Consider the following 16,535-nt stretch of genomic DNA (forward strand, 5'->3'; position numbering starts at 1 on the left):
GGCGGGTACTGGCAAGGTACTCCCGGGGGATTCTCAAGGGGACTGGCGGAAGTCCCCTTGAGCGTCCTTCTTTGGGTACTTTCTTTGACGCAAAGAAAGTACCCCGCCCGCCGGGGCGGGACCCGGCAATCCCCGCCGCCGAAGGCGGCACATTCAGAGCGCCTCTATGAGGCGCGAAAAAGCCCTCCGCCCCACTGGGCGGAAAATCTAAGAAAAGCCCCCGAGAGCAGTCGCTCCCGGGGGCTTTTCACGTAAGAATCAGAAGTGGGGCCGCTCCACATAGGTGGTGTGGAGGATGCGGTGGGCCAGGTGGCTGCCGAACTCGCCGAAGTACTCCTCATAAATTTTGAGCAGCTCGGGGTTCTCATGGCTCTTGCGCAGGGGCTTCGCCTCGTCGGCGTCGTAGAGCGCCTTGGCGCGGAGCGACTTGAGATCGACGAAGTTGCGGACGCTCGCGGGCTGGACCGGCTGGCCGCCGCCGTTGACGCAGCCGCCCGGGCATCCCATGATCTCGATGAAGTGGTAGTTCTTCATCCCCGCCCGGACCTGTTCCAGCAGCTTGCGGGCGCAGGCGAGGCTGGACGCGACCGCCACGTTGACCGTCAGGTCGCCGATCTGGTAGCTGGCCTCCTTGATGCCCTCGGTGCCGCGGACCTCCTTGAACTCGACGTCCTGGAGAGGCTTGCCGCCGACCCACTCGGCCGCGGTGCGCAGCGCCGCTTCCATGACGCCGCCGGTGGCGCCGAAGATGACGCCCGCGCCGGTGGATTCGCCCATGGCGGAATCGAAGTCCTCGTCGGGCAGGGCGGTGAAGTCGATGCCCGCGCGGTCGATCATGCGGGCGAGCTCGCGGGTGGTCAGCGAGATATCCACGTCGGGGATGCCGGAACCGGCGGCGTCCTCGTTGTCGCGGCGGACCTCAAACTTCTTGGCGGTGCAGGGCATGATGCCGACCACAAAGATGTCCTTGGGATCCCAGCCCATCTTCTGGGCATACCAGGTCTTCACCGTGGCGCCGAACATCTGCTGCGGCGACTTGCAGGTGGAGAGGTTGGGGATCATGTCGGGGAAGTAATGCTCGCAGTAGTTGACCCAGCCGGGCGAGCAGGAGGTGATCATCGGCAGCACGCCGCCGTTCTGGATGCGCTCCACCAGCTCGTGGGCCTCCTCGACGATGGTCATGTCGGCGGCGAGGTCGGTGTCGAAGACCCGCTCAAAGCCCATGCGGCGCAGGGCGGCGACCATCTTTCCGGTGACGTTGGTGCCGATCGGCATGCCGAACGCCTCGCCGAGCGTGGCGCGGATGGAGGGCGCGGTCTGGACGACGACATGCTTGGTCGGGTCATGCAGCGCGCGCCAGACCTCCTTGGTCTGGTCCTTCTCATAGATGGCGCCGGTCGGGCAGACGACGATGCACTGCCCGCAGGAGACGCAGGCCACCTCACTGAGGTTCTGCTCGAAGGCGCAGGCGATGTGGGTATTGAAGCCGCGCTCGTTGGGGCCGATGACTCCGATGCCCTGCCATTTGGAGCAGGCGGCGACGCAGCGGCGGCAGAGGATGCACTTGTTGTCGTCGCGGACCATGTGGACCGCGCTGTCGTCCTTGGGCCACTCGGGGTTGGAGCCCTCATAGCGGTGCTCATCCTCGACCTTGAAGTCGTGGCAGAGCTTCTGCAGCTCGCAGTTTCCGCTGCGCACGCAGGAGAGGCACTCCTTCTTGTGGGTGGAGAGGATGAGTTCGAGGGTGATCTTGCGGGAGGCATAGACCTTTTTGGAGTGGGTGAGGATTTCCATCCCCTCGTTGACCGGGTAGACGCAGGCGGCCACGAGGGATTTGGCGCCCTTGACCTCAACCACGCAGATGCGGCAGGCGCCGATCGCGTTGATCTCCTTGAGATAGCACAGGGTCGGGATTTGGATGCCGGCATAGCGGGCCGCTTCCAGAATGGTGCTGTCTTTCGGCACGGACAAGGGCATACCGTTGATCTTTATATTAACCATTTCTTTTTCCATATCCAGGCACGCTCCTTTCTTACTTTCTCACAATCGCGCCGAACTTACATTTCTCGATGCAGGCGCCGCATTTGATGCACTTGGACTGGTCGATGACGTGCGGGTTCTTGACGGTGCCGGCGATGGCCCCGACCGGGCAGTTGCGCGCGCAGAGGGTGCAGCCCTTGCACTTGTCGGCCACGATCTGGTACTGGAGCAGGTGTTTGCAGACGCCCGCCGGGCAGCGTTTTTCCTTCACATGGGCCTCGTACTCGTCGCGGAAATACTTCAGCGTCGAGAGCACCGGGTTGGGGGCGGTCTGGCCGAGTCCGCACAGCGCGTTCTCCTTGATGTAGTAGCAGAGCTCCTCCATCTTGTCGAGGTCCTCCATCTTGCCCTCGCCGCGGGTGATGCGGTCGAGCATCTCATAGAGGCGCTTGGTGCCGATGCGGCAGGGGGTGCATTTTCCGCAGCTCTCGTCGACGGTGAACTCGAGGAAGAACTTGGCGATATCCACCATGCAGTTGTCCTCGTCCATGACGATGAGTCCGCCCGAGCCCATCATCGAGCCGATGGCGAGCAGGTTGTCGTAGTCGATCTCGGTGTCGATGAGGGAGGCCGGGATGCAGCCGCCGGAGGGGCCGCCCGTCTGGGCCGCCTTGAACTTCTTGCCGTTCGGGCAGCCGCCGCCGATCTCCTCGACGATCTCCCGCAGGGTGGTGCCCATCGGGACCTCGACGAGGCCGGTGTTGTGGATCTTGCCGCCGAGCGCGAAGACCTTGGTGCCCTTCGATTTCTCGGTGCCCATCGAGGCGAACCACTCGGGGCCGTTCAAGATGATCTGGGGGATGTTGGCCCAGGTCTCGACGTTATTCAGGATGGAGGGCTTGCCAAAGAGGCCCTTGACCGCCGGGAAGGGCGGACGGGGGCGCGGCTCGCCGCGGTGGCCCTCGATCGAGGTCATGAGCGCGGTCTCCTCGCCGCAGACGAAGGCGCCGGCGCCCAGGCGGATGTCGATGTCGAAGTCGAAGCCGGTCTCAAAGATGTTCTTGCCCAAAAAGCCCATCTCGCGGGCCTGGTTCAGCGCGATCTCGAGGCGCTTGACCGCGATGGGGTACTCTGCGCGCACATAAATGTAGCCCTGGCTCGCGCCGATCGTATAGCCGGCGATCGCCATCGCCTCGAGCACCGAGTGGGGGTCGCCCTCGAGCACCGAGCGGTCCATGAACGCGCCCGGGTCGCCCTCGTCGGCGTTGCAGCAGACGTATTTCTGTCCGGGGGGCTGGGCCTTGGCGAAGTTCCACTTGAGCCAGGTCGGGAAGCCCGCGCCGCCGCGGCCGCGCAGCCCGGAAACCTTGAGCGTCTCGATGACGTCCTCGGGGGTCATCTCGGTGAGGACCTTGCCCAGCGCCATATAGCCGTCGTAGGCGATGTATTCGTTGATGTCCTCGGGGTCGATCACGCCGCAGTTGCGCAGCGCGACGCGCTTCTGCTTTTTGTAGAAGTCGGTCTCGTCGAGGGATTTGATCTTGTCCTCGACGACCGTCTCGGTGTAGAGCAGGCGCTTGACGATGCGGCCCTTGAGCAGGTGCTCGTCGACGATCTCCTTGACGTCCTCCGGCTTGACGCGGGAGTAGAAGGAGCCCTCGGGATAGACGATGACGACGGGGCCGAGCGCGCAGAGGCCGAAGCAGCCGGTCTTGACGACCTTGACCTCCTCGGTGAGCCCGGTCGCGGCGATTTCCTTTTCAAACTCTTCGATAATCTTTGCCGAGCCGGAGGACGTACAGCCCGTACCTCCGCAGCAAAGCACATGGGAACGATACATGGTGCGCTTCCTCCTTTCTTACAGCTTGCTGCCGGCGACCGCGCCGATGGTGTACTCCTGAACGACCTGCCCGTTGATCAGGTGCTTCTGGACGATCTGGGAAGCCTTTTCGGGGGTCATCTTGACGTAGGTGACCTTCTCCTTGCCGGGCTCGAAGACCTCGACGACCGGCTCGTACTGGCAGATGCCGATGCAGCCCGTCTGGGCGATGGTGACGTTCTGGAGGTTCTTTTTGGCGACCTCCTCGGTGAACGCCTGGAGCACGGGGCGCGCGCCCGCGGCGATGCCGCAGGTGGCCATGCCGACCACGACGCGGGTGTTGCCGCTGTCGTCCGCGCGGATGCCCATGTTGGTTTTGACCTTGTCCCTCAGAGCCTGAAGCTCCGCTAAGCTTTTCATATGTAAGATTCCTCCGTCCACAATGTGGTTGCGCGTCCTGCCGTCAGGACGCCTGCGTGTCTAAAACCTCCTGCGTGTTTTCGCGGATGAACGAGCCGATGAACCCGACCACCGACGGCTCCGAGAGGGGCACGCCGTCGAGCACCTGCCGGAATTCCCGCGTGTCGGCGGTGAACTCCCCCGCCCCGTGGCGGAAGGTGTAGGCGAAATCGATGTCGGGGTTGCACTGCACAAGCGAGGCGACGGTCGCCGCGATGTCGCCGAGCGGCATGCGGTCGATGTGGGTGAGGCCGAAGACCGCCGTCACGGCGGTGCCCCTCCCCGGCTCCGATTCGATCGAGAGGCTTCCCCCCGTCATCTCGGCGCCCATCTTGAGGAACGGCACCCCCAGCCCCACCCTGCGGGTGGTGCGGGTGGTGAAGAACGGGTCGGTGACCCGCCGCACCTGTTCGGGCGTCATGCCGCAGCCGTCGTCCCTCACGGTGATCGTGAGGGTGTCGGCGGCGGGCTGTTCGTCCACCGTGATCTCGATGAGCGAGGCGCCCGCGCGGACCGAATTCTGCGCGATGTCCAGCACGTTCAGCGAAAGCTCCTGCATGGCGTTACTGGTATTTGGCGAGGATGGTGTCGACGTCGTCGACCGTCAGGCGGCCGTAGACCTCGTCGTTGACCATCAGGACCGGCGCAAGGCCGCAGGCGCCCACGCAGCGGCAGGCGTCGAGGCTGAATTTCCCGTCGGGCGTGCACATGCCGGACTGGATGCCGAGCTTCTCCTGGAGCCTCTGGAAGATATCGCCCGAACCCTTGACGTAGCAGGCGGTGCCCAGGCACACGGAGATTTTGTACTGTCCCTTGGGGTTGAGGGTGAACTGGGAATAGAATGTCGCGACCCCGTAGATTTCCTCCAGCGGGATGTCGAGCCCGAGGGAGATCATCTTCTGCACCTCGATCGGAAGGTACCCGTAGATCTCCTGAGCGCCCTGCAAAACCGGCATCAGAGCGCCCTTCTGGCCCTTGTGCTCCTCGATCACCTTCTGCAGCCGCTGTTCCTGCTCAGCGGTGCCGGTGAAGGGGACCACGGTTTTCGTGTTCGCCATCTGTCTTACCTCCTTGGCATTGCCATACGCTCAGGGCGTACGGCACCATTATAGAATTGTTATGATTATAACAGAAAATCATAATGCCGTCCAGATGAATCCCCCTGAATTTTCGCAAAAACGCGGCGTTTTTCATGACAATTCGACAAGCCCTTCCGGACTTTTCCAATTCCCGCCCCCTCCGCAGATTCCACAGCTTTTGGCGGGGGATTTTGGCGGGCCGGTCATTGCGGCCCCGCGCGCAAAATGATATAATATTCAGGTATAGACCGACCGCTTTTCCGATTTCCGAAAGGAGCAATGGCCCATGACAGTCAGCGATATCGCCAGGATTCTCAAGGCCGAGGTCCTCTGCGAGGGGGACTCGATGGAAGCCGAGGTACATACCGCCTGCGGCAGCGACATGATGAGCGACGTGCTCGCCTATGTCAAGGACCAGAGCGTGCTGCTCACAGGGCTCGTCAACTCGCAGGTGGTGCGCACCGCCGAAATGATGGATATGGTCTGCATCGTCTTCGTGCGCGGCAAGCGCCCCGACGAACAGATCCTCTCCCTCGCGCGCCAGCGGGGGATCGCCGTGCTTTCGACCCCCTACCGCATGTTTACCGCCTGCGGGCTGCTTTACGACAACGGCTTGAAGGGTGGCTGTGAAACCGATGTCTGATACGATCAATCTCACCTACGACGTCCCGGGCGACGACTTCACCCGCGCGGGCGAGGCGTCGAGCGACGTCAAGGGGGTCCTCAAAAAGCTGGGCCTCTCCCCGCAGGTGGTGCGCAAGGTCGCCATCGCCATGTACGAGGGGGAGATCAATATGGTGATCCACGGCGGCGGCGGGCAGATCACCGTCGAGGTGACGCCCGACGCGGTCACGATGCGGCTGGCCGACCACGGCCCGGGCATCCGGGACATCTCCCTCGCCATGCAGGAGGGCTGGTCCACCGCGCCCGAGGAGGTGCGCAACCTCGGCTTCGGCGCGGGCATGGGCCTGCCCAACATGAAGAAATACTCCGACGAGATGGAGGTCATCAGCGAGGTCGGCGTCGGCACCACCGTCAACATGAAGGTGTACGTCGCCTGATCCGCGTTCCCCCCGGAGCGGGCAGGATTTATCTGGGAGGCCGTCATGATGGATACCACAAACTTTTTCCACTCGGTGACCCTCGACCGGGACAAGTGCCACGGATGCATCAACTGCGTCAAGCGCTGCCCCACCGAGGCCATCCGCGTGCGCAACGGCAAGGCGAAGATCATCAAGGAGCGGTGCATCGACTGCGGCGAGTGCATCCGGGTCTGCCCGCACCACGCCAAGCAGGCGATCTTCGACCCCATCTCGGTGATGGACAGCTTCGAATATAAGATCGCGCTGCCCGCGCCGAGCCTCTATGGGCAGTTCAACAACCTCGACGACATCGACCTCATCCTCGGGGCGCTGACCCTCATGGGGTTCGACGACGTCTACGAGGTCGCGCGCGCCGCGGAGCTCGTGAGCGACGCGACCCGGCGGTACATGATGCGCGAGGACATCAAGCGCCCGGTCATCTCCTCCGCCTGCCCGGCTGTGCTGCGGCTCATCCGGGTGCGCTTCCCCGAGCTCATCGACAACATCCTCCCGCTGCATCCGCCCATCGAGGTGGCCGCGCGGGTGGCCAAGGCGCGCGCCGCCGAAAAGACGGGCCTTCCGCCCGAAAAGATCGGCGCGATCTTCATCTCCCCCTGCCCGGCGAAGGTGACGGCGGTCAAGATGCCGCTGGGCACCGAGAAGAGCGCCGTCGACGCGGTGCTCGCCATCCGGGAGGTCTACCCCAAGCTGATCAGCCTCATGCGCAAGGTGCCCGCCTCGGTCGACATGGCGGGGGCCGGCCGGATGGGCATCGGCTGGGGCAGCAGCGGCGGCGAGGCCGCCGCCGCGCTCAAGGAGCGGTACCTCGCGGCCGACGGCATCGAAAACGTCATCCGCGTGCTCGAGGATCTCGAGGACGAGAAGTTCTACGATCTCGACTTCGTCGAGCTCAACGCCTGCTCGGGCGGCTGTGTCGGCGGGGTGCTCGGGGTGGAAAACCCCTACGTCGCCAAGGCCAAGCTCAAGCGCATCCGCAAATACCGTCCCGTCTCCTGCAACCACCTCGAGGAGGAGAGCCTCGCCCCCTACACCTGGGACGCGCCGGTCGAATACGAGCCGGTGCTCGAACTGGACGCGGACATCCGCACCGCGATGGAAAAGATGAAGATGATGCGGGAGATCGAGGGGCGGCTCTACGGCATGGACTGCGGGTCGTGCGGCGCGCCCTCCTGCAAGGCGCTCGCCGAGGACATCGTGCGCGGCTTCGCCACCGAGGAGGCGTGCATCTTCAAGCTGCGCGAGGAGATCCGCGGGATGGCCGAGGGGCTGCGGCGGCTTTCGAGCGTGATGCCCAAGGTCGCGGCGGAGGAAACCGAAGAAAAGGAATGACCGGGGGGACCAATATGACGGTAAAACTATTGGCCGCACAGGCCGGGTTCAAAATTCTCGCGGGGGAGGGTTCCCTCGGCCGGGAGATCGAAAGCGTCTACAGCTGCGACCTGCTCAGCTTTGTGATGGGGCGCGCCCCCGCGGACAGCGCGTGGGTGACGGTCATGGGCAACGTCAACGCGATGGCGGTGGCGCTGCTGGCAGACGTGGCCTGCGTGGTGCTCGCCGAGGGCGCGGCGCTCGACGACGACGCCAAAAAGAAGGCGGAGCAAAACGACATCGCGGTGCTCTGGTCGGAGAAGCCGGTCTTCGACGCCGCGCTGGACATCCACACCCGCATGGCCGGGGCCTAGCGGGAAGGCGATTTTGGGAGAGGAGGCGAGCCGATGCGTCCGGTGTTCTACGACCTGCATATCCACTCCTGCCTCTCCCCCTGCGGGGACATGGACATGACCCCCAACAACATCCTCAACATGGCGCTCCTGAAGGAGCTCGACCTCATCGCGCTGACCGACCACAACTCCTGCAAAAACTGCCCGGCGCTCATGCGCGCCGCCGAGGGGTCGGGCCTTGCGGTGCTGCCGGGCATGGAGCTGACGACCGCCGAGGAGGTGCACGTCGTCTGCCTCTTTCCCGCGCTGGAGAACGCGATGGATTTCGACGGGTATGTGCACGGCCGCCTGCCCGACATCGATAACGTCCCCGAGATCTTCGGCGCGCAGCAGATCCTCGACCGGCGGGATGAACCCACCGGCATCGAGCAAAAGCTGCTCATCAACGCGACGACGATCGAAATCTCCGACCTGCCCGCGCTCGTCAAGGGGTACGGCGGGTTCTGCTACCCCGCGCACATCGACCGCGCGAGCAACAGCGTGCTCTCCAACCTCGGGTTCATCCCGCCCGAATGTGCCTTCCGCACCCTCGAGGTCGCGGACCCGGAGGCGTTCTTCGCGGACGGAAGGAATCAGGCGTACAAAGAGGGGTACGCTATCGTTACAAGCTCGGACGCGCACTACCTCGAAAACATCTCCGAGCGGGAACACTGCATCCACCTCGACACGGTGGATTTTGAAGGGCTGGCGAAGCGCCTCGCATGAAAATGAAAAAAACCGAATGGATCATCCTCGCGGCGGTGGTCGCCGTGTGCGCCGGACTGGCGCTTTTCTTTTATTGGCCGCGCTCGGGCGACACGGTGGCGGTCGTCTCGGTGGACGGGACGGAATTCTGCCGCATCGACCTCAGCAGGACCGCGCGGCCCTACACCTTCCGCATCGAGGAGGAGACGGGCAGGCCCGTCTCCTTTGAGGTCGCGGACGGGCGGGTGCGCTTTGTCGAGGTCACCTGCCCCGACCACATCTGCGAGCGCACCGGCTGGTGCGGCGCGCCGGGCGAGCGGGCGGTCTGTATGCCCAACCGCACCGCCCTCGTCTGCTATGCGCGCGGGGAGCTGCCGCCCGACGGCGGGGTCCGGTGGATCACCGAATCGAACCACCCGTAGATTACGCGCCTCCCGGACGGGACGGCTGACGGAGCGCGCGGCGGGAACGCGGGCCGGGCGGAAAACCGCGCGGCTTCGCCGCGCGCGCGAAGGCAGGGCCTTCGCGGACGCCCCGCCGGGGCGTCGTTTTCCGCCGCCCGGCCTTTTTCGCCGCGCTCAAAATTTGACGTTTGAACCGGCCGCCGGGCGGGAAAGCTAGAGGTAAGCGGTTCCCCCGAGCGCCCCTCCCCGCCGCACCGCCCGCGCCTGCGGTTTCTCCGAGCACCCCGCCTGCGCCAAAAGTTTTCGGAGGGGGTCCGGGGGGTCCCTTTTTCAAAAGGGTCCCCTCAAGCGCTTTGAAGGGGTCCGGGGGGAACCTTCTCAAAAGTTCCCCCCGGTTGAAAAAAGGGACAAACTGTGATAGACTTTCCATAGGGGCGGGGACTGCCCGCCGGGACGACTGTCAAAGAAGGAGGCATTGCCATGGACGCGGTGCAAAGGGTGATCGACTGGGGAATGGAACGGTACCGGGGCTTTTCCGTCCGGGACGTTGGGATCTTCAAGACCTGCCTGCTGTCGATCGGCGCGCTGCTCGGGGTATATTTCGGAAAGCCCCTGAAGAAGCTCGCGCCGGTTTTGTGGGTCGTGGCCGTCGCTTCCTATGCCTATTTGATCTGGAGGATGTTCTTTGCCGATGAACAACAGTGACCCTGACCGCAAGATCATCGATTTCGATAAGATTAAACGCCGGGAGCAGAACCGCCACCGGGCGCGCCGCCGCGCGGGCTGGATCACCGCCGCGGTGATCGCGGGGGCGGTGCTGATCGTTGGCGTTTTTCTGTTTATCCAGTTCCGCGAGGCGGTGGAGGACAAGGGCTTCTGGCAGAACTTCAACTCCGCCGCGGTCGCCGCGCTTTGATTTCCGACGGAAAGAATGGACCGCAGATGAAGAAAAACAGACTGTATACCCTGCTCGCGCTGCTTGTGATCCTCTTCTGGGGGACGACCTTCGTGTCGACCAAAATTTTGCTGACGCGGCTCTCCCCCGTGCAGATCATGCTGCTGCGCTACCTGATCGCCTATGCGGCGCTGCTCGTCATCCATCCGAAATTTCACCGCCCGGAGGGGCTGCGTCAGGAGCTGTGCTGCATCGCCGCGGCGCTCTGCGGCAGCACCCTCTATTTTCTGGCGGAAAACACCGCGCTCTCCTATACGCAGGCATCCAACGTGAGTCTGCTCATTTCGGCCGCGCCCATCCTCACGTCGGTCGTGGCGCACCTCTTCACGCGGGACGAGCGCCTCACCCGCCACGCGTTCTACGGCTTCTTCCTCGCGATGGCGGGCATTTTTCTCGTCGTCTTCAACGGGCGCTTCGTGCTGAAGCTCTCCCCGGCGGGCGACCTGCTCGCCCTGGCGGCCGCCCTCTCGTGGGCGTTTTACACGGTCATCCTGCGCAAGATCGACAGCCGCTACCAGCCGGTCTACATTACCCGGCGCATCTTCTTCTATTCGATCGTCACCATGCTGCCCTGTCTGCTCTTTGACAGCACGCCCTTCGACCCGGCGGTGCTGCGCCTGCCCGAGGTGTGGGGGAACCTGCTCTTCCTCGGGGTGGTGGCCTCCTCCCTCTGCTACGTGCTCTGGTACCATGTGGTCGGGCGGCTCGGCGCGGTGCGCGCCAACAACTTTGTCTATCTCAACCCGCTCGTCACGATGCTCGCGTCGATCGTCGTGCTCCACGAGCGGATCACCCTGCTGATGCTGGCCGGCGCGGTGCTCATCCTGATGGGCGTCATGATCGCCGAGGGGACCTTCCCGCACAGGAACCAGCCCCAGCCCGCCAATACGCCGTAAGGAGGGCGCGCTTTGGACAAACAGAAGATCAGGGGCTACTGTATCGTCTCGGCGTTTACCGTGGTCCTCTACCTCGCGCTGAGCAATATGGACCGCCTGACGGGGGCGCTGCGTGTCGCGGGCGGCCTGCTGGCCCCCTTTTTTGTCGGCGTGGCCATCGCCTTCATCCTCAACAATGTGATGGTCCTCTTTGAAAAGAAGGTATTTTACCGGCTCGCGGAGGGGAGGAACCCCCGCTCCGCCCGGATGGTGCGGCCGCTTTCGCTCGTGTCCACCTACCTGGTCACCTTCGCCGCGTTCGGCGTGCTGCTGTGGGTCGTCGTGCCGCAGCTGGCGGCGAGCGTCGTCACGCTCGGCAACAACATCCCCGCCTACCTGGAATCCCTCCGGGTGCTCGGAAACCGGCTGCAGGGGGAGCTCACCCTGCCCGCCGAGGCGCTCGAGCAGATCGCCGCCTGGTTCTCCCAGGCGGCGGACGTGCTGCTCAACTTCCTCGTCGACTTTGTCCCGCGGATGCTCGGGTACGTCGTCTCGTTTGGCGGCGGCATCGTCACCTTCGTCATCGGGATCATCGTTTCCATCCACCTGCTGATGAGCAAGGAAAAGCTCCTCTCCCAGGTCGGCCGCCTCGGGCGCGCCTTCCTGCCCGAGCGGGCCGCCGGATGGCTGGGCGGCGCGGCGCGGGTCTCGGTCGAGACGTTCGGCAACTATGTCTCCGGCCAGCTGCTGGACGCGATGATCGTCGGGATCGTGAGCGTGATCGGCCTTTCGATCTTCCGCTTCCCCTACGCGATGCTGATCGGCGTCGTCATGGGCGTCACCAACATCATCCCCTTCTTCGGGCCGTTTATCGGCGCGGTTCCGGGAGTCTTCCTCCTGCTCATGATCGACCCCCTGCGCGCCCTGTGGTACATCCTCTTCGTGGTCGTCGTTCAGCAGGTCGACGGCAACATCATCGCCCCCAAGGTGATCGGCGGCTCGGTCGGGCTGCCGCCGCTGTGGGTGCTCTTCGCCGTGACGATTGGCGGCGGGCTCTTCGGGGTGGCGGGCATGATCCTCGGGACGCCCGTCTTCGCGATCATCTATATCCTGCTCGGGCGCGCCACCCGCGCCCGGGAGGCGCGGCGAAACGCCGGCGGATAACCGACGCTTCCAAAGGGGCCGGGACGCATTGCGTCCCGGCCTCTTTTTGAATCAAAAATAAATAAAATCAAAATAAAACTTAATAATATTAATATTTATATTGACATTATCAAAAAATAGATTATAATAACATCAAAAGGAGGGATACCATGGCAGGAAGCATACCGACAAAGTGCCCGGCCTGCGGGCAGGAGATGCGCGTCTGCCTGCTGCGCTGCCCGGCCTGCAATACCGAGGTCGCGGGGGATTTCCCGCTCGGGCGGTTCGCGCGGCTGACGGAGGAGCAGCTCCGTTTTCTCGAGACGTTCATCCGCTGCCGGGGGAGCCTCAAGGACGTCGGGACGCGGGTGGGCGTCTCCTATCCCACCGCGCGCAACCGCCTGGACGAATTGATCCGGGCGCTGGGCCTTTCCGAGGAAGCAGACACCGAATCCGCCCGCAGGCTGGAGATCCTGAGCCGGCTCAAGGAGGGCGGGATCACCGCCGAAGAGGCGTTAAACCTGTTGCAGGGAGGAACAAACCATGAATGAAGAACGCAGAATGATTTTAGAGATGCTCCAGGAGGGCGCGATTTCGGTCGAGGAGGCGGAACGCCTGATGGAGGCGCTGCCCGCCGAGGAGTCCCGCCAGCTGACGACCGCCGCGCCCGCCCGCGCGGGCGTGTCCCCCAAGCGGGTGGTCGTGCTCGTGACCGAGAACGGCAAGCAGAAGGTCAACGTGCGCGTCCCCTTCTCGCTCGTGCGGGTCGGGCTCAAGATGGGCAAATCGATCGGCGCGATCAGCCTCAAAAGCGCCAAGGACGACCCGCAGGCGCAGCAGGCGCTTGACATCCTCAACAACATCGACGTCGACGAGCTGCTCGCCAGCATCGACGACGGCGAGATCACCCTGCCCTACGCGATCGTCGACGTGGACGACGAGGATTCGGGCGACCAGGTGCGCGTGGTGCTCGAATAGGCGAAGACGGACGGCACGGATAAACCGGGCGCCGGACCCCCGCGGGGGTCCGGCGCCCGGTTTCATTTCCGCGGCCCCATGGGCCCCGGGGATGGAAAGATACGCCGCGCAATGGCGCGCTTTTCAGGAAATCCGCGCGAGGCGGGCGCTCAGGCGCGGAGCGTGGCCGCGATCAGGCTTTTGTGGTCGCCCTTGGCCAGCTCCTTCACCTTCTCCAGGTCGAGCCCCATGGCGGCGGTGATGCGCTCGCCGTAAGCGGGGTCCGCCCAGTAGCAGTGGACGGCGTGACGGTATTTGACGTTCTCGGTGACCGGCTCGATGTTGCGCGCGGTGTTTTCGATGAGCAACGCGCGCTTATCCTCCGTCATCACCCTCCACAGGTCGCCGCCCGCCCGGAAGCAGTCGTCGGTGGGGTCGTCCTGCGGGTCGTAGGCGTACATCGCGCCCGAAAGATCGAGCGGCGGCTCCATCACATCCGGCTGGGCTGCCCATTCGCCCTGGCTGTTGGGGGAGTAGGCGGGCGCGGCGCCGTAGTTGCCGTCGGTGCGCATGAACCCGTCCCGGTGGTAGTCGTGGACCTCCACCTTGGGCCGGTTCACCGGGATCTGGTTGTAGTTCACCCCGAGGCGGTAGCGCTGTGCGTCTCCGTAGACGAAAAGCCTGCCCTGGAGGAACTTGTCCGGCGAAAAGCCGATGCCGGGCACCACGTGCGCGGGGGTAAAGGCGGCCTGCTCCACCTCGGCGAAGTAGTTTTCCGGGTTGCGGTTGAGCTCGAGCACGCCCACCTCGTGGAGGGGATATTCGGCATGCCGCCAGATCTTTGTGATGTCGAAGGGGTTCTCGTAGTGCTTGAGGGCCTGCTCCTCGGTCATGATCTGCACGTACATCGTCCAGCGCGGATAGTCGCCCTTCTCGATCGACTCAAAGAGGTCGCGGCCGTGGCTCTCGCGGTCCTTGGCCACCAGCGCCTCCGCCTCCGCGTCGGTCAGGTTTTTGATGCCCTGCTGGGTCTTGAAGTGGAATTTGCACCATACACGCTCGTTCTTCGCGTTGTAGAGGGAGAAGGTGTGCTCCCCGAAGAAGTGCATGTGCCGGAAGGTCGCAGGGATGCCCCGGTCCGACATGACGACGGTGGTCTGGTGGAAGGTCTCGGGCAGCAGCGTCCAGAAGTCCCAGTTGTTCTGGGCGGAGCGCAGGCCGGTGCGGGGGTCGCGCTTGACGGCGCGGTTGAGGTCGGGGAAATTGTGAACGTCCCGGAGGAAGAAGGTGGGGGTGTTGTTTCCGACCAGGTCCCAGTTGCCCTCTTCGGTGTAGAATTTGACCGCCACGCCGCGGATATCCCGTTCGGCGTCCGCCGCGCCGCGCTCGCCGGCCACGGTGGAAAACCGGATGAAGAGGTCGGTCTTGGCGCCCGGCTGAAGGACCTTCGCCCGCGTCCATTGGGAGATGTCGTGGGTGACGGTGAGATTGCCGTAGGCGCCCCAGCCCTTGGCGTGCATCCGCCGCTCGGGGATGACCTCCCGGTCGAAATGGGCCAGCTTTTCCAGCAGCCACACATCCTGTAACATTACCGGCCCGCGGGGTCCCGCCGTCAGGGAGTGTTCGTTCTCCGCAACGGGAGCGCCCACCTCGTTGGTCAGCTTTTTATTCTCCATAATATGCACTCCTTCCTTAAATTGATATCGGTTACTATTCTTATGATTTCATCTTATCACAGTTTCTCCCGGGAAACAAGGAAAATTTCTCCTGGCGCAAAAAAAGTCGCTTTTGCGGCCCGGGCCGCTCAGAAGGGGCGCGCCCCATAGACGTTGCCCGCCCCGCGGACGAGCTCCTCCATCAGGGCCTCCATCCTGGGGACCGCGGGGTGCGCCTGCAGCCCGTACTCCGCCGTCAGCCTCCCCAGCCGCGGGAAGGCGAGCCAGGTGCTGCCGGCCTCGTCCTCCCACACGGAGATGCGCAGCGGGAGCTCGAGGGAGACGCTCTGGTCGGCCTGCATCAGCGCGGTACCCACGCTGGGGGAGCCAAAGACCAGCACGGTGGTGGGGCGCAGCTCCAATCCCGCCTCGCGGGCGTTCTGCGCGTGGTCGTACTTGGCGAAGAGGGGCACGCCCTTTTCCCGAAGCGCCTCCTCCAGCCGGGACACGGTGTCCGCGGCGGGGAGCTGCCCCTCCAGCAGAAAGAGCTTGTTGTCGTCGTAATTGGTGGAGAGCAGGTCCCCGAAGGCGCCGGCGATCCGCCTGCCCAGGTTGGTAAAATCCACCCCTTCCCGGTTGGCCATCAGGGTCACGCAGACCAGCTCCTCCGAGTGGGTGAACCGGCTGAGGAAGGAGGAGAACCCGGGCGCCGAACCCTTGATGTCCATCAGGCCGCGGTGCTTGTAGAACTGCCAGCCCGCCACCGCCGGGACCTCGCGGCCGTCGGGCAGCTTCCAGGGGGCGTAGACCAGCGCCCGGTTCTCCGGCTTGTGGATCAAAACGGAGCCCGCGAGGCCGATGTCCCAGAAGGAGATGTCCTGCGCGGAGGCCCAGATGTCCGAAAAGCCCCGCAGCGCGGAGGAATCCTGACGGCGGACGGCGGCGCCTTCGCCGTCGTAGCTGGCGGCGGGCTCGGTCGGGTCGATGTAGAGCCGGTCGGCCTTGAAAAGCTGGTGGACGTTGTCCGTCCGGCCCACGTCCTCATGCGGGAACCCGTCCAGGTCCTCGGCGAACCCGGTGCGGCGCAGCCCCAGGAAATCGATCTGCCGTTTCGTGACGAAGTCGTGGTAGCTCATGCCGCTGATCCGCTCCACCATCTCGGTGAGGAGGAGGAAGTTGGTCGCGCTCTGCTCCACCCGGGTGCCGGGCCGGAAGGAGAGCGGCCGGCCGGCGACCAGCGCGACCAGCTCGGAAAAGCTCCACCTGCGGTAGGGGCAGAAGCCTTCGGCCCCCCGGATGTCCGGCAGGCCGGCGGCGTGGCGCAGGAGCTGCCTGGCGGTGACGTTCCGCCACGTTTCCGGCAGGTCGGGCAGGTAGTTTCCGGCGGGCGCGTCGAGGTCGAGCGCGCCGTCCTCGAAGAGCTGCATCACCGCCACGGCGGCGAACGCCTGGGAGATGGGGCCGGCGGGCCACATCGTGTTGGCGGAGGCAAGGCGGCGCTGCTTTTCGTCGGAGAGCCCGTAGCCCACCACCCGGGGGATGTAGGGCGCCTGGACGATGGCGAGCGTCAGGCCCGGGATGCCCTGCTCCTCCATAAAGCGCCAAACCATCTCGTCCACGGTCCGGCCCAGGTAAGACGTGTCGGCGCTGCCGCGCATCTTCATGGTCTCATGTTCGCGTGTATTCATCTGGTACCTGCCT

The 16,535-nt window shown here is 64.4% G+C and carries 19 protein-coding genes; 12 read left to right on the top strand and 7 right to left on the bottom strand.

The genetic code is table 11. The features are described 5' to 3' along the window. Positions 1 to 258: 258 nt before the first annotated feature. Genes ACZO3G_RS10350 through ACZO3G_RS10370 form a run of 5 tightly spaced genes read right to left on the bottom strand, consistent with a single transcriptional unit; the run spans position 259 to position 5,316 of the window. On the bottom strand, positions 259 to 2,001 hold the full coding sequence (locus tag ACZO3G_RS10350; protein ID WP_353939259.1) for an NADH-dependent [FeFe] hydrogenase, group A6: 1,743 nt from the start codon (positions 1,999 to 2,001) through the stop codon (positions 259 to 261). Between the two features lie 31 nt (positions 2,002 to 2,032). Then, positions 2,033 to 3,820: an NADH-quinone oxidoreductase subunit NuoF gene (locus tag ACZO3G_RS10355; RefSeq protein WP_121586315.1), complete on the bottom strand. Its 1,788-nt coding sequence runs from the start codon at positions 3,818 to 3,820 to the stop codon at positions 2,033 to 2,035. Between the two features lie 18 nt (positions 3,821 to 3,838). Continuing rightward, positions 3,839 to 4,219, bottom strand: a complete 381-nt coding sequence (locus ACZO3G_RS10360; protein WP_101553075.1) for a (2Fe-2S) ferredoxin domain-containing protein — start codon at positions 4,217 to 4,219, stop codon at positions 3,839 to 3,841. A gap of 43 nt (positions 4,220 to 4,262) precedes the next feature. After that, positions 4,263 to 4,817 (bottom strand): ATP-binding protein, encoded by a 555-nt coding sequence (locus ACZO3G_RS10365; RefSeq protein ID WP_276873057.1) that lies wholly within the window; start codon positions 4,815 to 4,817, stop codon positions 4,263 to 4,265. Between the two features lie 4 nt (positions 4,818 to 4,821). Next, positions 4,822 to 5,316, bottom strand: coding sequence for an NADH-quinone oxidoreductase subunit NuoE family protein (locus ACZO3G_RS10370; RefSeq protein WP_101553073.1), 495 nt, complete (start codon positions 5,314 to 5,316; stop codon positions 4,822 to 4,824). Positions 5,317 to 5,623: 307 nt separating this feature from the next. Here ACZO3G_RS10370 and ACZO3G_RS10375 point away from each other — a divergent pair, with 307 nt between their 5' ends. The 12 genes from ACZO3G_RS10375 to ACZO3G_RS10430 all read left to right on the top strand — a co-directional run bounded on the left by ACZO3G_RS10375 (position 5,624) and on the right by ACZO3G_RS10430 (position 13,200). Beyond that, positions 5,624 to 5,980, top strand: a complete 357-nt coding sequence (locus ACZO3G_RS10375; protein WP_101553072.1) for a DRTGG domain-containing protein — start codon at positions 5,624 to 5,626, stop codon at positions 5,978 to 5,980. Beyond that, a complete protein-coding gene (locus tag ACZO3G_RS10380; RefSeq protein WP_101553071.1) occupies positions 5,973 to 6,398 on the top strand; it encodes an ATP-binding protein in 426 nt (141 codons plus the stop codon). The genes ACZO3G_RS10375 and ACZO3G_RS10380 overlap by 8 nt, the downstream gene beginning before the upstream one ends. Positions 6,399 to 6,446: 48 nt before the next feature. Continuing rightward, positions 6,447 to 7,769 (top strand): [Fe-Fe] hydrogenase large subunit C-terminal domain-containing protein, encoded by a 1,323-nt coding sequence (locus tag ACZO3G_RS10385; RefSeq protein ID WP_101553070.1) that lies wholly within the window; start codon positions 6,447 to 6,449, stop codon positions 7,767 to 7,769. Between the two features lie 14 nt (positions 7,770 to 7,783). Continuing rightward, positions 7,784 to 8,122: a hypothetical protein gene (locus tag ACZO3G_RS10390; protein WP_276873058.1), complete on the top strand. Its 339-nt coding sequence runs from the start codon at positions 7,784 to 7,786 to the stop codon at positions 8,120 to 8,122. Positions 8,123 to 8,155: 33 nt separating this feature from the next. Beyond that, on the top strand, positions 8,156 to 8,866 hold the full coding sequence (locus ACZO3G_RS10395) for a PHP domain-containing protein (RefSeq protein WP_101553068.1): 711 nt from the start codon (positions 8,156 to 8,158) through the stop codon (positions 8,864 to 8,866). Next, entirely contained in the window at positions 8,863 to 9,267 is a 405-nt protein-coding gene (locus ACZO3G_RS10400) for a NusG domain II-containing protein (RefSeq protein WP_276873062.1), read from the top strand. Before ACZO3G_RS10395 ends, ACZO3G_RS10400 begins: the two co-directional genes overlap by 4 nt. 462 nt (positions 9,268 to 9,729) lie before the next feature. Next, positions 9,730 to 9,954: a hypothetical protein gene (locus tag ACZO3G_RS10405; protein ID WP_101553066.1), complete on the top strand. Its 225-nt coding sequence runs from the start codon at positions 9,730 to 9,732 to the stop codon at positions 9,952 to 9,954. Continuing rightward, positions 9,941 to 10,165, top strand: a complete 225-nt coding sequence (locus tag ACZO3G_RS10410; RefSeq protein WP_101553065.1) for a hypothetical protein — start codon at positions 9,941 to 9,943, stop codon at positions 10,163 to 10,165. The genes ACZO3G_RS10405 and ACZO3G_RS10410 overlap by 14 nt, the downstream gene beginning before the upstream one ends. Before the next feature lie 26 nt (positions 10,166 to 10,191). Continuing rightward, entirely contained in the window at positions 10,192 to 11,100 is a 909-nt protein-coding gene (locus ACZO3G_RS10415) for a DMT family transporter (protein WP_276873066.1), read from the top strand. A gap of 12 nt (positions 11,101 to 11,112) precedes the next feature. Continuing rightward, positions 11,113 to 12,243: an AI-2E family transporter gene (locus ACZO3G_RS10420; protein ID WP_276873068.1), complete on the top strand. Its 1,131-nt coding sequence runs from the start codon at positions 11,113 to 11,115 to the stop codon at positions 12,241 to 12,243. A 149-nt stretch (positions 12,244 to 12,392) separates the two neighbouring features. Next, positions 12,393 to 12,773, top strand: a complete 381-nt coding sequence (locus ACZO3G_RS10425; RefSeq protein ID WP_276873070.1) for a DUF2089 domain-containing protein — start codon at positions 12,393 to 12,395, stop codon at positions 12,771 to 12,773. After that, on the top strand, positions 12,766 to 13,200 hold the full coding sequence (locus ACZO3G_RS10430; protein WP_101553062.1) for an SHOCT-like domain-containing protein: 435 nt from the start codon (positions 12,766 to 12,768) through the stop codon (positions 13,198 to 13,200). The genes ACZO3G_RS10425 and ACZO3G_RS10430 overlap by 8 nt, the downstream gene beginning before the upstream one ends. 149 nt (positions 13,201 to 13,349) lie before the next feature. Here ACZO3G_RS10430 and ACZO3G_RS10435 read toward each other — a convergent pair whose 3' ends face one another. After that, a complete protein-coding gene (locus ACZO3G_RS10435) occupies positions 13,350 to 14,855 on the bottom strand; it encodes a catalase (protein ID WP_101553061.1) in 1,506 nt (501 codons plus the stop codon). Between the two features lie 128 nt (positions 14,856 to 14,983). Beyond that, complete coding sequence (locus tag ACZO3G_RS10440) at positions 14,984 to 16,522, bottom strand: serine hydrolase (protein WP_276872608.1); 1,539 nt, start codon at positions 16,520 to 16,522, stop codon at positions 14,984 to 14,986. Positions 16,523 to 16,535: the final 13 nt, after the last annotated feature.

The organism is Anaerotruncus sp., assembly GCF_057433415.1.

Coding starts and splice junctions, on each gene's coding strand:
- ACZO3G_RS10365 (WP_276873057.1), bottom strand. CDS start 4,817: ATGCAGGAGCTTTCGCTGAACGTGCTGGACATCGCGCAGAATTCGGTC.
- ACZO3G_RS10405 (WP_101553066.1), top strand. CDS start 9,730: ATGGACGCGGTGCAAAGGGTGATCGACTGGGGAATGGAACGGTACCGG.
- ACZO3G_RS10435 (WP_101553061.1), bottom strand. CDS start 14,855: ATGGAGAATAAAAAGCTGACCAACGAGGTGGGCGCTCCCGTTGCGGAG.
- ACZO3G_RS10425 (WP_276873070.1), top strand. CDS start 12,393: ATGGCAGGAAGCATACCGACAAAGTGCCCGGCCTGCGGGCAGGAGATG.
- ACZO3G_RS10390 (WP_276873058.1), top strand. CDS start 7,784: ATGACGGTAAAACTATTGGCCGCACAGGCCGGGTTCAAAATTCTCGCG.
- ACZO3G_RS10360 (WP_101553075.1), bottom strand. CDS start 4,219: ATGAAAAGCTTAGCGGAGCTTCAGGCTCTGAGGGACAAGGTCAAAACC.
- ACZO3G_RS10370 (WP_101553073.1), bottom strand. CDS start 5,316: ATGGCGAACACGAAAACCGTGGTCCCCTTCACCGGCACCGCTGAGCAG.
- ACZO3G_RS10385 (WP_101553070.1), top strand. CDS start 6,447: ATGGATACCACAAACTTTTTCCACTCGGTGACCCTCGACCGGGACAAG.
- ACZO3G_RS10440 (WP_276872608.1), bottom strand. CDS start 16,522: ATGAATACACGCGAACATGAGACCATGAAGATGCGCGGCAGCGCCGAC.
- ACZO3G_RS10380 (WP_101553071.1), top strand. CDS start 5,973: ATGTCTGATACGATCAATCTCACCTACGACGTCCCGGGCGACGACTTC.
- ACZO3G_RS10355 (WP_121586315.1), bottom strand. CDS start 3,820: ATGTATCGTTCCCATGTGCTTTGCTGCGGAGGTACGGGCTGTACGTCC.
- ACZO3G_RS10400 (WP_276873062.1), top strand. CDS start 8,863: ATGAAAATGAAAAAAACCGAATGGATCATCCTCGCGGCGGTGGTCGCC.
- ACZO3G_RS10375 (WP_101553072.1), top strand. CDS start 5,624: ATGACAGTCAGCGATATCGCCAGGATTCTCAAGGCCGAGGTCCTCTGC.
- ACZO3G_RS10350 (WP_353939259.1), bottom strand. CDS start 2,001: ATGGTTAATATAAAGATCAACGGTATGCCCTTGTCCGTGCCGAAAGAC.
- ACZO3G_RS10430 (WP_101553062.1), top strand. CDS start 12,766: ATGAATGAAGAACGCAGAATGATTTTAGAGATGCTCCAGGAGGGCGCG.
- ACZO3G_RS10395 (WP_101553068.1), top strand. CDS start 8,156: ATGCGTCCGGTGTTCTACGACCTGCATATCCACTCCTGCCTCTCCCCC.
- ACZO3G_RS10410 (WP_101553065.1), top strand. CDS start 9,941: ATGAACAACAGTGACCCTGACCGCAAGATCATCGATTTCGATAAGATT.
- ACZO3G_RS10415 (WP_276873066.1), top strand. CDS start 10,192: ATGAAGAAAAACAGACTGTATACCCTGCTCGCGCTGCTTGTGATCCTC.